Genomic DNA, 12,847 nt, shown 5'->3' on the forward strand with positions numbered 1-12,847 from the left:
CCTCCCTCGCCCGCCGCTTCAGAACGCCCCGATTTTGCCCTGCTTCGACCGCGAAGAAAACCGCGCCCGCCTTGCGCGGCAGCAAAAAGGCCCCGGATCGCTCCGGGGCCTCATCACATTCGGTGTCGTAGGACCCGACCTTAGGACGAGTAGTACTCGACGACCAGGTTCGGCTCCATCTTGACCGGGAACGGCACGTCGGCCAGCTCCGGCACGCGGACGTAGCGGACCGAGAAGCCGCGATCGCCGAGCTCGAGGTAGTCGGGCACGTCGCGCTCCGACGACTGCTGGGCTTCCAGCACCAGCGCCATCGAACGGCTCTTCTCCTTGACCTCGATCACCTGGCCGGGCTTCACCCGGTAGGAGGCGATGTCCACCTTCTTGCCGTCGACGGTCACGTGGCCGTGGTTGACGAACTGGCGGGCCGCCCACGGGGTCGGCACGAACTTGGCGCGGTAGACGATGGCGTCCAGACGCGACTCCAGCAGGCCGATCAGGTTCTCCGAGCTGTTGCCCTTGCGGCGGGTCGCTTCGGCGTAGATGGCCGAGAACTGCTTCTCGGTGATGTTGGCGTAGTAGCCCTTCAGCTTCTGCTTGGCCTTCAGCTGCAGGCCGAAGTCCGAGACCTTCGACTTGCGGCGCTGGCCGTGCTGGCCGGGGCCGTAGCTGCGCTTGTTGACCGGGGACTTCGAGCGGCCCCACAGGTTTTCACCCATGGCCCGGTCGAGCTTGTACTTGGCGCTGTGGCGCTTGGACATAAGTCACTCTCTATGTTGATGCGGCCCGGTCCCTCCCGGATTGGAGGGACGATCCCAACGGCGGTCCACGCATCGTCCGTCATGCGACGCGCCCCGGACCGGGGCCCGGGGCGTGAAGGCGGGGCTTATCGCGTCCGGCCCCGCCGGAGTCAAGGCGCGCTCAGCCCGCGCCGGTCGCCGGGTGGTCGGCCGGCAGCGGCGCGCCGCGTTCCGGAACCCAGCGGAAACCGCCGTCGACGCGTTCGAAGCGGCCGATGCCGGGGAAGGGGAAATGGACGCCATAGATGCGCATGCCGTCGCGGGCGCCCCGCTCCAGTAGGCCTTCGCGGGTGCGGATCGCCAGCGGGCCGTCCGAATCCCAGGCGTTGCGCAGGGTCGGGGCGTGGACCGAAATGATCGAGCTGTGCAGGGCGTCGCCGATGTACAGCAGCCGGTCGTCCCCTGAGCCGATCTCGTAGCCCGTATGGCCGGGCGAGTGCCCCGGCAGGGCCACGGCCGTGATCGCCGGGGTCACCTCGGCGCCGGCCGTGAACGTCTGCACGCGCGGGGTGATCAGCCGGACGAGGTCGGCCAGCCGCGGCTCCTCGCGGATTTCCCGCCAGGTCGCCTCGTCCATCCGGATCACGGCGTTGGGGAAGGCCAGCGCGCCGTCGGCCGCGAGGCCGCCGATGTGGTCGCCGTGGGCGTGGGAGATCAGCACGTCCGTGACCTGCCCCGGCTCCACCCCCGCCGCCCGGAGCGAGCCGGGCAGCCGGTTCTCCGTCCCCATCTCGCCGCCCGCGCCGGTGTCGATCAGCACCACCCGCTCGCCGTCGCGGACCAGCAGCGGCTGGATCGACAGGTGAATGGTTCCGTCCGCCACGCCCGCGGCGCTGAGCAGGGCGGCGGCCTCCGCCGGCGCCCACGGGCTCATCTCCGCATCGCTCGCGGGGAGGTTCAGGGCCCCGTCCCTCAGCGCCGCGGCCTCGAGCGCCCCGATCCGGAACGGGTGGACGTCTTCCGACGCCGCGACGGCGGCGCCGGCGGGCTCCGTCCCGGCCGCCTTCTTCTCTTCCGGCGAACAGGCTCCGGCGCCGAGGGCGGCGAGCAGCAGGCCGGCGGCGGCGAGGCGGGCGTGGAAGGTCATGGCGGCGCTCCGGAAGGTCAATGGTCCCGCTTATCTGGGGGCCGGGCCGCGCGACGCCAGACCGCCGGGCGCGAAACCCGGCGGCCCGGCAGGGTCCTCAGGCGGTCGCGGCCGCGTACAGCTCGTTGACCTTGTTCCAGTTCACGACCGACCAGAAGGCCTTCAGGTAATCGGCCCGGCGGTTCTGGTACTTCAGATAGTAGGCGTGCTCCCACACGTCGGCGCCCAGCACCACGGCGCCCTTCTCGTCCGCCACATCCATCAGCGGATTGTCCTGGTTCGGCGTCGAGGTGATCTTCAGCTTGCCGTCCTGCACGATCAGCCAGGCCCAGCCCGAGCCGAACTGGGCGGCGCCGGCGGCGTTGAAGTCCTCCCGGAACTTGTCCATCCCGCCCAGATCGCGGTCGATGGCCGCGGCCAGCTCCGCCGACGGCTCGCCGGTCTGGCCCTGCGGGGCCAGCAGCTCCCAGAACAGGCTGTGGTTCCAGTGACCGCCGCCGTTGTTGCGCACCGCCTTGGGCAGCTTCGACATCCCGGCGAACATCTCTTCCAGCGACTTGCCCTGCAGGCTGCCGTCGGCGTCGACCGCCTTGTTCAGGTTGTCGACATAGGCCTGGTGATGCTTGTCGTGGTGGAAGGTCATCGTCTCCTTGTCGATCGCCGGCTCCAGGGCGTCATAGGCGTACGGCAGGGGCGGAAGGGTGAAGGCCATGGGGAGGCTCCTGTGGTCGACGAAAGGGTACGCTGGCGCATGTAGGCCGTCGCCCCGTCCGGCCCAAGGCGGACGGGGCGATTTGCTGTCAGGTTTCGAACGGTTGTCGCCCCCGCCGGGTTGCCCGAACGTCGCTCCGTCGCAACGGGAGGTCGCCATGGCGGGGTTGGGAAAGACGCTCGCGGTCGTGGGTCTGGGGCTGGGACTGTCCGGCTGCAGCAGCGATCCGGAGTTCTGGGAGACCCTCTCCCACGGCCTCGACACCCTCGCCTACGAACTGGAGAACCAGCCCGTCTGCACCTGGTACACCGACCGCTTCGGCGTGGTCCGCCAGTACTGCGAACCCGCGTGGCAGGCCAATCAGCGCGCGTATGCGACGCCCGTCTACGTGGCTCCCGTCTACGTCGCCCCGGACCGTCAGGACCGCCGTCATGGCGATCGGCGCGACCACCGCCGCCGCCGCGACGAGAACCGGGGCGGACGCCGCGGTTGGTAGGGCTAGGGCGTCAGCCCGCTGAGCCAGTGCATCACATTGAGGCCGAACCGCGCGTTCTCCGGCGCTGCGTTCATGCCGAACCGTCTGTCCGGCTGACCCGAGCCCTCGGGGTAGCGCACCAGCTGCGCGGAGAGCATGCCCGCCTCCCCCAGCGCCACCACCCGGCCGCGGCCGTGCTCGAACGCCAGCGCCTGCGCCGGCAAGGCTTCCACGGACAGTTCGGCGAGCGCCGCTTCCGCATCCTCGCCGTCCTGCAGGCGCTCGACCAGCCGCTGCAGGGTCGGCAGATCGGCGGCCTCGCGCGCCCCGCGGGTCATCGGCAACAGGATCGCGGCCGACGGCGGGCCGGCGAGCGACTGGCCGGTGAAGGCCGTGACGCTCTGGACCCGCTCGTCCGGGCTCCGGCCGGTGACGATCGGGTGATCGTCCAGCGCCTCGGCGGGGTAGGTCAGATTGGTGCTCACGCCGCCCGCGGTGGTCGTCGCGAAGGCGTAGCCCTGGCCCATGCGGATTCCGAAGGCTGCGGCCAGCGGCGCCGCCGCCTGCCCGAAGGGCGCATGGTCGGCGATCAGCAGCAACCGCCCGCCCCCGCGCACCCAGGCCTCCACGGCCGCGATCTCGGCGTCGCTGAAGATGGCTGCGGCGGGCTCGTGCACGGCGCCGGCGTTGGCGATCACCAGCACGTCGACCCCGTCCAGTCCGCCGGCGTCGAACGCTCTCGAGCCGCTCCGCACCTCGTATCCGTCCGCCCGCAGAAGAGCCGCGAACGGGGCGTACTGGCCGTCGGCCGTATGGAAGTTGTGGTGCGCGGCGTCGATCGAGACGACCGGGCCGCCGTTCGCATAGGCGGGGCGCGCCACGTCCGGCCTGAAGTCGAGATCCACCATCTGCTGCTGCGCCGTCGCAGGCGCAGCGGCGAGCAGGGCGGCGAGGGCGAGGATCAGGGCGGATGGTCTCATCGGAAGCCTCCTGCGACGCCTCCTCATACCACGAACCGCCTTCAGCTCTTGCCGACGTGCGCCTTCAGGCAGTCGCGGATCGCCCGCTTCAGGTCCCCGGAAGCCGACGGCTCGTCGACGCCCTCGGCCGCGAGCACCGCGCGGACGCCGGCGTCCAGGCCCTTCGGCAGGGCCGCGATCACCCGCGCCTCGCCCTTCGGGTGCAGGCAGAACCCGACCTGTCGGCACAGATCCGCGAACATCGCCTCATAGTCCGGTCCGGCGCCCTCCCCGCTCACGACAGGTCCCCCAGTCGGGCGGCGTGGAAGGCGATGTGGTCGTCGATGAAGCTGGCCATGAAGAAGTACGAATGGTCGTACCCCGGCTGCATCCGCAGGGTGAGCTTCTGGCCCGCCGCCCCCGCCGCCGTGACCAGCAGCTCCGGCTTCAGCTGCTCCGCCAGGAAGGCGTCGGCGTCGCCCTGGTCGACGAGGATGTCGTCAAAGCGGCCGGCGGCGGCGCCCGCCTCGATCAGGCGCGCCGCGTCGTGCTTCGCCCATTCGGCGCGGTCGTCGCCCAGATAGGCGGCGAAGGCCTTCTCCCCCCACGGGCACCGGGTCGGCGAGGCGATCGGGGCGAAGGCCGAGACGCTGCGGAACAGCTCCGGATGCTTCAGCGCCAGCGTCAGCGCCCCGTGCCCGCCCATCGAGTGGCCCGAGATCGAACGGGCGCCCGTGGTCGGGAACGCGCGGTCGATCAGCCCGACAAGCTCCGCGACGACGTAGCTCTCCATGCGGAAGTGCGGGGCCCAGGGCTCCTGCGTCGCATCGACATAGAAGCCCGCCCCCTGCCCCAGGTCATAGGCGGGATCGTCGGCCACGCCCGCGCCGCGCGGCGAGGTGTCCGGCGCCACGACGATGATCCCGTGCGCCGCCGCCGCCCGGTAGGCGCCGGCCTTGGTGGTGAAGTTGTCCTCGGTGCAGGTCAGGCCGCTTAGCCAGATCAGCACCGGAAACGGCCCGTCTCCCGGCGGCGTGAACACCGACAGCGTCATCGGCGTGCCGGTCACGGCGCTGTCGTGCTTCAGGTAGCGGAGGGTTCCGCCGTGGACGGCGTGGGTCTTGGTCGTTTCCATGCCCCGACCTCTACCCCCCTCCGGCTCATCCCGGAAGGCGCGCAGCGGCTAGCCGACCCGATGCAGGGCGCAGACCTTGTTGCCGTCGGGGTCGCGCAGATAGGCCAGGTAGAGCTTGCCGTAGGCATGCTCGCGCAGACCCGGCGGGTCCTCGATCGAACGGCCGCCGGCGGCGACGCCGGCGTCGTGGAAGGCATGGACCATCTCCGGCGTCTTCGCCGCGAAGCCGATGGTGCCGCCGTTGGCGTGGCACGCCGGCTCGCCGTCGATCGGCTTGCCGATGGCGAAGGCGCCGCGCGCCGTCCGCCACCAGTAGCGGCCCTTCGGGTCCGGCCCCTGCGCCGGCTCGTGGCCCAGCGCCGTCAGCACGGCGTCGTAGAACCGCCGCGACGCCTCGACGTCGTTCGCGCCGACTGTGATGTGGGTGAACATGGCTTCCCTCCCTGTATCGATGGAGGCCTAAACGAGACCGTTTTGTTTGGCAACTAACTGACGGTCACGCCAAGCTCCGGCCGCTCGCGATAGTGGCGCAGCCGCGTCTCCAGATCGCCGACGTGGAGTTCCAGCCGGTGCCCGTCGGGATCGAGGAAATACAGCGAAGCGCCTTCGCTGCGATTGTCCTTCCAGATCACCGCCGTTTCCCGCAGCCGCGCCGCCAGGGCCTCGAAGGCGTCGGCCTCCACGCTGAACGCGGCGTGGGTGTAGTCCGCGTGCGGCGCGCGGCGAACCTCCGCGTCCAGCGACAGGCAGAGCCAGAGGCTTCCCGCTTCCAGATAGGCCCCGGTCGCCCAGATCGCCCTCAGCTCGCAGCCCAGAACGTCACGGTAGAAGGCGACGGATCGCTCGAGGTCGCCGACCGCGAACGTCAGGTGGTTGAGCCCGGTGACCCTGGCCGTCTGGCTCATTCGCGCCTCTAGAACACTACCACGCTGCGGATGCTCTCCCCCGCATGCATCAGGTCGAAGGCCTCGTTGATCCGTTCCAGCGGCAGGGTGTGGGTGATCATCGGGTCGATCTCGATCTTCCCGTCCATGTACCAGTCGACGATCTTCGGCGTGTCGGTCCGTCCGCGCGCCCCGCCGAAGGCCGAGCCGCGCCACACCCGCCCCGTCACAAGCTGGAACGGCCGGGTGCTGATCTCCTTGCCCGCCTCGGCCACGCCGATGATGACGCTCTCGCCCCAGCCGCGGTGGCAGGCCTCCAGCGCCTGGCGCATCACCGTGGTGTTGCCGGTGCAGTCGAAGGTGTAGTCGGCCCCGCCGCCGGTCAGCTCGACCAGATGCGCCACCACGTCGTCGACGGTCTTCGGGTTGACGAAGTCGGTCATGCCGAAGCGCCGGCCCCATTCGGCCTTGGCCGGATTGATGTCGACGCCGACGATCATGTCGGCCCCGACCATCTTCAGCCCCTGGATGACGTTCAGCCCGATGCCGCCGAGGCCGAACACCACGCAGTTGGCCCCCGGTTCGACCTTGGCCGTGTTGACCACCGCGCCGACGCCCGTGGTCACGCCGCAGCCGACGTAGCAGGCCTTGTCGAACGGCGCGTCCTTGCGGATCTTCGCCACCGCGATCTCGGGCAGGACCGTGTAGTTGGAGAAGGTCGAGCAGCCCATGTAGTGGGCGATCGGCTGCCCCTTGTAGCTGAACCGGGACGTGCCGTCCGGCATCAGCCCCTTGCCCTGCGTGCCCCGGATGGCGGTGCACAGGTTGGTCTTGCGGCTCAGGCACGACTTACACTGGCGGCACTCCGGCGTGTACAGCGGGATCACGTGGTCGCCGACCTCGACCGAGGTGACGCCCGGCCCGACCTCGACCACCACGCCGGCGCCCTCGTGACCGAGGATCGAGGGGAAGATGCCCTCGCTGTCCAGCCCGTCCAGCGTGTAGGCGTCCGTGTGGCAGACGCCGGTCGCCTTGATCTCGACCAGCACCTCGCCGGCGCGCGGCCCCTCCAGGTCGACCTCGACGATCTCGAGCGGGCGTTTGGCCTCGAAGGCGACGGCGGCGCGGGTTTTCATCGATAAGCTCCGTACGGCAGGCAAGGACGGGTGAAGAGTGCTAGTGAGCGAAGGCGTGAGCAAGGACGGCGCTCGCCTGCCCGCATCGGCTCACCTCTCGCTCACTAGCACTGTTCACCAACGACCATAACCGTCCGCCCGGCATGGCCCACCGCAACCTCGTCATCCTCACCGGCTCCGGCATATCCGCCGAGTCCGGCGTGCCAACCTTCCGCGCCGCCGACGGGCTGTGGGAGGGCCATCGCGTCGAGGACGTCGCCACACCGCAGGCCTTCGCCCGCGACCCGGCCCTGGTGCAGGACTTCTACAACCAGCGTCGCCGCCACCTGGCGGCCGTCCGGCCCAACGCCGCCCACCGCGCCCTGGCCGACCTCGCCGCGCGTTGGGACGGCGGCTTCCTGCTGGTCACCCAGAACGTCGACGACCTGCACGACCGCGCCCATGCGGAGACGCCGCCGGCGTCGGGCTTCCGCCTGATCCACATGCACGGCGAACTGCTCAAGGCGCAGTGCACCGCCACCGGCCAGGTCTGCGACTGGCCCGGCGACCTCGCCGCCGACCAGACCTCGCCCTTCCACCCGCAGGGCCGCCTGCGCCCGCACATCGTCTGGTTCGGCGAGATGCCGCTCGGGATGGACCGCATCGAGCGGGCGCTGGCCGCCTGCGACCTGTTCGTCTCCATCGGCACCTCCGGCGCGGTCTATCCGGCGGCCGGTTTCGTCCAGCTCGCCAACCTCGCCGGCGCCCGGACGGTGGAGCTCAACCTCGAGCCCTCGCTCGGCAGCCGCTTCTTCGACGAGACCCGCCACGGCCCCGCCACCGAGGTGGCGCCGGCCTTTGTCCGGGAGCTCCTCGCCTAGGCGTCCCCCGCCTTCCGCGCCGCCAGCTTCTCCAGCCGCCGCCCGCGGCCTTTCGACAGGGCGTGGATCACCCCGCGGAAGGTGGCCACCTCCTGCTCGCTGAAGGCGGCGCGGCCCAGCATCACCCGCAGGTTCTGGCTCATCGACGGCTTCTTCTCCGCCGGATGGAAGAAGCCCGCCTCGTCCAGCTCGGACTCGAGGTGCTCGTACATGCCCAGCAGAAGGGCGTTGTCCGCCGGCGGCGCGCCCTCGCGGAACTTCGGCGGCGGGGCGTCCAGGATCAGGGTGCGCCATTCGTAGGCGTTGATCGCCACCGCCTGGGCCAGGTTCAGCGAATGGTGGCGCGGGTCGATGGGAATGGTGGTGATCCCGTGGGTCAGGGCGATGTCCACCGTCTCCAGCCCGGCCCGCTCGCCGCCGAACAGCAGCCCCACCTTCAGCCCCGAGGCCGCGTCGTCGTACAGCAGCCGCGCGCTCTCCCGCGGCGTCCGCACAGGCATCCGCGTCTCACGCGGCCGCGCGGTGGTGGCGAAGACGGTGGTCAGGTCGGCGATGGCCTCGCCGACGCTGGCGAACACCTTCACCCCCTCCAGCACCCAGTCGGCCCCGGAGGCCGCGGCCCAGGCGCGATCCTGCGGCCAGCCGTCGCGCGGGCTGACCAGCCGCAGCTCCGACAGGCCGAAATTGGCCATCACCCGCGCCACGGCGCCGATGTTGTCGGCCAGCTGGGGCCGGTCGAGGATGACGACGGGGGGGATCGGGTCGGACATTGAAATCGGGGTCTGGTCAGCGAGAGGTGTCAGTGAGCCGGAGGTGAGTCTGATCGCGGCGGCAGCCGGCCCGGCGGCTCACCCCGTCGCTCACTAGCACCTTTCACCCGCGCCGGGCTCAGTCCTCGCCGTACATGGCCAGCCACGGGTCGACAGTCCCGGCCTCCACCTCGGCCACCTTCACCTTCGGCCAGCCGATCTCGTCATCGGCCGAGTCCCGCCACGCCTGCACGATCAGGTCGCGCAGCTCCGACGCCCCGGCCGCGAGCCGCGCGATCACAAAGTCGCGCCCGCGCGGGTCGCCCTCGGCGAAGCCGCCCGCCTTTTCCAGCCGGTAGAAGGGCAGCACCTCGGCCAGCGTGGCGCGCAGATAGGCCGGCACGCGGGCGCGCAGGTCGAAGCCGTCCAGCTGCGGCGCCCGCATCGCCGCCTCGACCGAGTCCAGCCGCGCCACCCGCGCGGTGAACTCGCCCTCGAAGGCGCCGTGAGTCTGGCGCGAGGTGGTGAAGCCTTCGGGATTGGGAACGTCGCGGCTCCAGCCGTTGTAGTGGATGGTGGTGTGGTGCGGCTGGGCCCCGTCGCCGACGTAGTGCCCGAGATAGCCCGCGTCGCGCAGGATCAGCGCCTCGCGCCGCAGCCGGTCCTCGCGGTACCAGGCGCGCTTGCCCGGATCGGTCTCGCGCGCCTCGGCGGCGTGCAGCACCCGCCATGTCGCGAAGTCGCGGACCAGCTGCTGGTAGCCGTCCATGATCGCGTACGGCAGGTAGCCGGCGTCATCGACGTCCAGCCCGGCGGTCGTCAGCGCCGCATCGTACTCGGACTTCAGCCGCGGCAGGGCGTCGATCGACATGCCGCGCGCGTCCATGACCCGGCCCTGGTCGTCCATGTCCACGAAATGGGCGGTGTCGCGCTCGCGATCGTGCGGCTGCCCGCCGCCCTTGGTCCGGTCGGGCTCACGCGACAGTTCGCCGATCTCGGCCGCCGCGCCGGGCGTGCGCAGGAAGGCGGGCAGTTCGTCCGGCAGGGCGCGCACCGCCGCGACGCCGATCAGCCGGTGTCCGGTGCTGCCCCAGGCCGAGACAGCGGCGGGAACGGCGGCGAGCGCCACGGCGCAGACGGCGGCGGCGGCGACAGCGAGTCTTCTCATGGGAGGATGTCCGGAACGGGGGGGGCGGGTCAGATCCACGCCGCGATAGCATCCAGCGGCTTCTTGTCCAGCGCCGCCGCAGGAACGGTGGCGTCGGGGGCCGGATGGCCGGCGACCAGCAGAAGGAAGGGCTTCTCCTCCGGAGGGCGGCCGCAGATGTCGGCGACGAATCCCATCGGCGCGGGCGTGTGCGTCAGGGTGGCGAGCCCCGCCGAGTGCAGGGCGGCGATCAGGAACCCGGTGGCGATGCCCACGCTCTCGGGGACGTAGTAGTTCTTCTTCGCGTCGCCGGACCGGGGGCCGCCGCGCCGCTGGCCGAAGACGGCGATCAGCACCGGGGCGGTCTCGAGGAAGGCCTTGTCCGGATCCGTGCCCAGCGGCGCCAGCGCCTCCAGCCACTCCTGCGGCGCCTTGGTGGCGTAGAATTCCCGTTCCTCCGCCTCGGCCGCCTCGCGGATGCGCCGCCGCAGGGCGGGGCTCTCGATCACGCTGAAGAACCATGGCTGGTGGTTGGCGCCCGAGGGGGCCGAGCCGGCGGTCAGCAGCGCCTGCTCCACCACCGCCCGCGGAACCGGAGTCGGCGCGAACTCGCGCACCGTGCGCCGGCGCCCCATCAGCTCGCGAAAGGCGGTCGCCCGGGACGTCCGCTCGGAATCGTCCAGCGGCGGATAGCCGGTCAGGGGCTGGCGGGGATGGTCGCGCATGCGGCGACGCTAGACGATCCCGAAGACCGCCTCCACCCGCGCAATCCATGCCCGCACCGCGGGACAGGGCTCCAGGTCGAAACCGCCCTCCGGCGCGACCCGGGTGTAGGCGACCAGCGCCAGGTCGGCGATCGTCGGCCCGTCCCCCGCCAGCCAGTCGGCCGCCGCCAGCGCCGCCTCCATCCGCGCCAGGGCGGCGCGGCCGCGCTCCATCAGTCGCGGCTCGACATCCGCCTCCGCCTTGCCGCCCAGGGTCCGCTGGAAGCGCGCTACGGCGATGTACGGCTCATGGCTGTACTGCTCCCAGAACAGCCACTCGAACATCTTCGCGCGGGCGAAGGGATCGGCCGGGATCCACGGCGACCCCTCCGCCATGTGGACAAGTATGGCGTTCGACTGGGCCAGCGCGCGCCCGTCGGCGAGGACCGCGGTCGGCAGCTGTCCAGCCGGATTCATCTTGAGGAATTCTGGAGTCCGGGTCGTCCCGGACATGATGTCTGTTTCGATCCACTGATAATCGATCCCGAGGCGCGTCAGCAGCCATCGGACCTTCAAGCAGTTGCCCGAGCGAATATCTCCATACACAGTAAGCATAGCAGCCCAGCATAGAGTTGATGATCTGTGGATACAGCTAACAGACGTCCGCGGCATTGCCGACGCCGATTCAGCTGATCCATGCCGAAGGCGCGCTTATCCACTGCGGCAGAGGACAGGTGGTCGCACCGCGTCCCGAACGTCTGGATTTGGACACACTCTCACGCCACAAGCCCCTCGCCGGACGCGTCAGGGGCCGGTGATTCCGTGAGTCATCGCATGTTCGGCACTGCCGCTGCGCTCGCCCTCGTCTGGGCGTTGGCCTTCCCCGCCCAAGCGGCGGCTACCGGAGAACCGGTGTCCTATGAAGCCGCTGTCGCCAGCGGTCTGGGCGCTGAACCAACGACCCCGTCCGACGATGGTTCCGCCAGCGACGCCGAACTGCCGGCCGACGCCCGCGCCATGCTGGAGGCCGATCCGCGCTGGAACGCCCGGGTCAACCTCTACCATGCGGGGGGTGGCGGAGCGACCGGGAACGACAGCCTCGGCTGCCGCCCGATCCCGATGCGCACCGTCGCGGTCGATCCCCGCTACATCCCGCGCCGGACCCGCCTGTTCATCCCGGAGACGGTCGGCATGCGGATGCCTGACGGCACGATCCACGACGGCTACTGGTACGCCTCCGACACCGGCGGCGCCATCAAGGGCCAGAAGATCGACCTCTACACCGGCCACGGCCGCGGCTCGATGCAGCCGGCCATGCGCTTCAACCAGGATCGCGTCTCGATCGTCGACGCCGGCCGCTTCGACGGCTGCCCGCCGTCGTGGGACCGCGTGCCCAGCCAGGCCACGCTGATGGCCTCGACCCAGACCACTTCGGCCGGCTCGAACTGAAGCCCGTCTTCGCCGATTGACGTTCGGCGAGATCGTGGCAGGCTCACCCTCCTCGTGAGGAGGGGCTCATGAAACTCGCCAGCATGGTCGCGAGCGTCGCGCTCGCCGCGGTCGTTCCCGCCGCCGCCCAGGACGCCGCGCCGGTCACGGAGCGCACCGAGCGGATCGGCCTGGAGGGCCGACGCGGCCCGAGCCTTTTCCGCCCCGGCTTCGCGATCGGCGAATACGTCGGCTCCGTCGCCTCCCGCGCCTCCAGCACCCGGCTGCCGTGGCAGTCCCGCGACATGGCCCGCGCCGAGTTCGACGTCTCCGGGCCCACGCTGGGCGAGGTCCGGGGCGATTGCGGCGGCGGCCAAGCCCACCGCCAGATCCTCTGGATCACCTTCGACCGCGAAACCCTCAGCTATGAGTGCGAGTACGCCGGGGCCGCCCCGGCCGGCGCGCGGCTGACGCTCGCCCTCTCCCGCGGCAGCCTGTTCGCGCGCCTGCAGCAGCCGCAGCGCGCGGGCGAGATGGCCTGGGGCGACGCCGTCTACCGGGTCGAGACCCGACGGGTGGGCGGCCTGCCGTGGGGCGGCGGTCGGGTCATGGGCTATGTGATCAGTCGCGGCGGCGTCGACGTCGGGGCCGTCGACCTGAACGGCCTGCGCCCGACCTTCTACCTGCCGCCGGCCGGCTCGGCCGACCGCGACCCGGTGGCCGTCCTGGCGGTCAGCCTGTTCGCCTTCCAGGACCCCGCCAACCGCTGAAGCG

17 protein-coding genes are annotated in these 12,847 nt (G+C 71.0%); 4 read left to right on the forward strand and 13 right to left on the reverse strand.

The genetic code is table 11. The features are described from left to right. Window positions 1–140: 140 nt before the first annotated feature. The 3 genes from rpsD to H2038_RS10250 all read right to left on the reverse strand — a co-directional run bounded on the left by rpsD (window position 141) and on the right by H2038_RS10250 (window position 2,596). Window positions 141–758, reverse strand: a complete 618-nt coding sequence (gene rpsD, locus H2038_RS10240) for a 30S ribosomal protein S4 (RefSeq protein ID WP_292112562.1) — start codon at window positions 756–758, stop codon at window positions 141–143. A gap of 160 nt (window positions 759–918) precedes the next feature. Then, window positions 919–1,884, reverse strand: a complete 966-nt coding sequence (locus H2038_RS10245) for an MBL fold metallo-hydrolase (RefSeq protein WP_292112565.1) — start codon at window positions 1,882–1,884, stop codon at window positions 919–921. A gap of 97 nt (window positions 1,885–1,981) precedes the next feature. Then, the gene (locus H2038_RS10250; protein WP_292112568.1) at window positions 1,982–2,596 is read right to left on the reverse strand and encodes a superoxide dismutase; all 615 of its coding nucleotides are present in this window, start codon (window positions 2,594–2,596) and stop codon (window positions 1,982–1,984) included. A gap of 157 nt (window positions 2,597–2,753) precedes the next feature. Between H2038_RS10250 and H2038_RS10255 the strand changes: the two genes are divergently transcribed. Further along, window positions 2,754–3,092 carry a hypothetical protein gene (locus H2038_RS10255; RefSeq protein ID WP_292112571.1) on the forward strand — a complete coding sequence of 113 codons (339 nt, stop codon included), beginning with the start codon at window positions 2,754–2,756 and terminating at the stop codon, window positions 3,090–3,092. A gap of 2 nt (window positions 3,093–3,094) precedes the next feature. Here H2038_RS10255 and H2038_RS10260 read toward each other — a convergent pair whose 3' ends face one another. From H2038_RS10260 to H2038_RS10285, 6 genes are read right to left on the reverse strand one after another with little or no spacing between them, the layout of a single operon-like run. Beyond that, on the reverse strand, window positions 3,095–4,051 hold the full coding sequence (locus H2038_RS10260; RefSeq protein WP_292112572.1) for a DUF4350 domain-containing protein: 957 nt from the start codon (window positions 4,049–4,051) through the stop codon (window positions 3,095–3,097). A gap of 41 nt (window positions 4,052–4,092) precedes the next feature. Then, window positions 4,093–4,329, reverse strand: a complete 237-nt coding sequence (locus H2038_RS10265) for a hypothetical protein (protein WP_292112575.1) — start codon at window positions 4,327–4,329, stop codon at window positions 4,093–4,095. Next, window positions 4,326–5,165, reverse strand: a complete 840-nt coding sequence (fghA, locus tag H2038_RS10270) for an S-formylglutathione hydrolase (RefSeq protein WP_292112577.1) — start codon at window positions 5,163–5,165, stop codon at window positions 4,326–4,328. Before fghA ends, H2038_RS10265 begins: the two co-directional genes overlap by 4 nt. Window positions 5,166–5,213: 48 nt before the next feature. Then, on the reverse strand, window positions 5,214–5,597 hold the full coding sequence (locus H2038_RS10275; RefSeq protein ID WP_092311157.1) for a VOC family protein: 384 nt from the start codon (window positions 5,595–5,597) through the stop codon (window positions 5,214–5,216). A gap of 53 nt (window positions 5,598–5,650) precedes the next feature. Next, window positions 5,651–6,070, reverse strand: a complete 420-nt coding sequence (locus tag H2038_RS10280) for a fosfomycin resistance glutathione transferase (RefSeq protein ID WP_292112582.1) — start codon at window positions 6,068–6,070, stop codon at window positions 5,651–5,653. An 8-nt stretch (window positions 6,071–6,078) separates the two neighbouring features. Further along, window positions 6,079–7,185, reverse strand: a complete 1,107-nt coding sequence (locus H2038_RS10285; RefSeq protein WP_292112585.1) for an S-(hydroxymethyl)glutathione dehydrogenase/class III alcohol dehydrogenase — start codon at window positions 7,183–7,185, stop codon at window positions 6,079–6,081. A 110-nt stretch (window positions 7,186–7,295) separates the two neighbouring features. Here H2038_RS10285 and cobB point away from each other — a divergent pair, with 110 nt between their 5' ends. After that, window positions 7,296–8,045: a Sir2 family NAD+-dependent deacetylase gene (gene cobB, locus H2038_RS10290; RefSeq protein WP_292112694.1), complete on the forward strand. Its 750-nt coding sequence runs from the start codon at window positions 7,296–7,298 to the stop codon at window positions 8,043–8,045. Here the strand turns inward: cobB and H2038_RS10295 are convergent. From H2038_RS10295 to H2038_RS10310, 4 genes are all read right to left on the reverse strand, one after another. After that, window positions 8,042–8,815 (reverse strand): RNA methyltransferase, encoded by a 774-nt coding sequence (locus H2038_RS10295; protein ID WP_292112590.1) that lies wholly within the window; start codon window positions 8,813–8,815, stop codon window positions 8,042–8,044. The two genes, cobB and H2038_RS10295, sit on opposite strands and share 4 nt — an antisense overlap. Before the next feature lie 118 nt (window positions 8,816–8,933). Next, window positions 8,934–9,962, reverse strand: coding sequence for a S1/P1 Nuclease (locus H2038_RS10300; RefSeq protein ID WP_292112592.1), 1,029 nt, complete (start codon window positions 9,960–9,962; stop codon window positions 8,934–8,936). A gap of 29 nt (window positions 9,963–9,991) precedes the next feature. Next, window positions 9,992–10,666, reverse strand: a complete 675-nt coding sequence (locus H2038_RS10305; protein WP_292112595.1) for a nitroreductase family protein — start codon at window positions 10,664–10,666, stop codon at window positions 9,992–9,994. Between the two features lie 9 nt (window positions 10,667–10,675). Further along, a complete protein-coding gene (locus H2038_RS10310; RefSeq protein WP_366926495.1) occupies window positions 10,676–11,317 on the reverse strand; it encodes a glutathione S-transferase family protein in 642 nt (213 codons plus the stop codon). Window positions 11,318–11,479: 162 nt separating this feature from the next. On the opposite strand from H2038_RS10310, the gene H2038_RS10315 reads away from it, so the two are divergent. After that, window positions 11,480–12,094 carry a 3D domain-containing protein gene (locus H2038_RS10315; RefSeq protein ID WP_292112598.1) on the forward strand — a complete coding sequence of 205 codons (615 nt, stop codon included), beginning with the start codon at window positions 11,480–11,482 and terminating at the stop codon, window positions 12,092–12,094. A gap of 68 nt (window positions 12,095–12,162) precedes the next feature. Continuing rightward, window positions 12,163–12,843, forward strand: a complete 681-nt coding sequence (locus H2038_RS10320; RefSeq protein WP_292112600.1) for a hypothetical protein — start codon at window positions 12,163–12,165, stop codon at window positions 12,841–12,843. Window positions 12,844–12,847: the final 4 nt, after the last annotated feature.

It is taken from the genome of Brevundimonas sp., from assembly GCF_013912005.1.
GTDB lineage: Bacteria > Pseudomonadota > Alphaproteobacteria > Caulobacterales > Caulobacteraceae > Brevundimonas.

Bases quoted from the DNA above. Each gene is read 5' to 3' on its own strand.
- H2038_RS10250 (WP_292112568.1), bottom strand. From the start codon at position 2,596: ATGGCCTTCACCCTTCCGCCCCTGCCGTACGCCTATGACGCCCTGGAG.
- H2038_RS10305 (WP_292112595.1), bottom strand. From the start codon at position 10,666: ATGCGCGACCATCCCCGCCAGCCCCTGACCGGCTATCCGCCGCTGGAC.
- fghA (WP_292112577.1), bottom strand. From the start codon at position 5,165: ATGGAAACGACCAAGACCCACGCCGTCCACGGCGGAACCCTCCGCTAC.
- H2038_RS10320 (WP_292112600.1), top strand. From the start codon at position 12,163: ATGAAACTCGCCAGCATGGTCGCGAGCGTCGCGCTCGCCGCGGTCGTT.
- H2038_RS10275 (WP_092311157.1), bottom strand. From the start codon at position 5,597: ATGTTCACCCACATCACAGTCGGCGCGAACGACGTCGAGGCGTCGCGG.
- H2038_RS10295 (WP_292112590.1), bottom strand. From the start codon at position 8,815: ATGTCCGACCCGATCCCCCCCGTCGTCATCCTCGACCGGCCCCAGCTG.
- H2038_RS10245 (WP_292112565.1), bottom strand. From the start codon at position 1,884: ATGACCTTCCACGCCCGCCTCGCCGCCGCCGGCCTGCTGCTCGCCGCC.
- H2038_RS10255 (WP_292112571.1), top strand. From the start codon at position 2,754: ATGGCGGGGTTGGGAAAGACGCTCGCGGTCGTGGGTCTGGGGCTGGGA.
- H2038_RS10285 (WP_292112585.1), bottom strand. From the start codon at position 7,185: ATGAAAACCCGCGCCGCCGTCGCCTTCGAGGCCAAACGCCCGCTCGAG.
- H2038_RS10310 (WP_366926495.1), bottom strand. From the start codon at position 11,317: ATGCCGCGGACGTCTGTTAGCTGTATCCACAGATCATCAACTCTATGC.
- H2038_RS10300 (WP_292112592.1), bottom strand. From the start codon at position 9,962: ATGAGAAGACTCGCTGTCGCCGCCGCCGCCGTCTGCGCCGTGGCGCTC.
- rpsD (WP_292112562.1), bottom strand. From the start codon at position 758: ATGTCCAAGCGCCACAGCGCCAAGTACAAGCTCGACCGGGCCATGGGT.
- H2038_RS10280 (WP_292112582.1), bottom strand. From the start codon at position 6,070: ATGAGCCAGACGGCCAGGGTCACCGGGCTCAACCACCTGACGTTCGCG.
- H2038_RS10315 (WP_292112598.1), top strand. From the start codon at position 11,480: ATGTTCGGCACTGCCGCTGCGCTCGCCCTCGTCTGGGCGTTGGCCTTC.
- H2038_RS10260 (WP_292112572.1), bottom strand. From the start codon at position 4,051: ATGAGACCATCCGCCCTGATCCTCGCCCTCGCCGCCCTGCTCGCCGCT.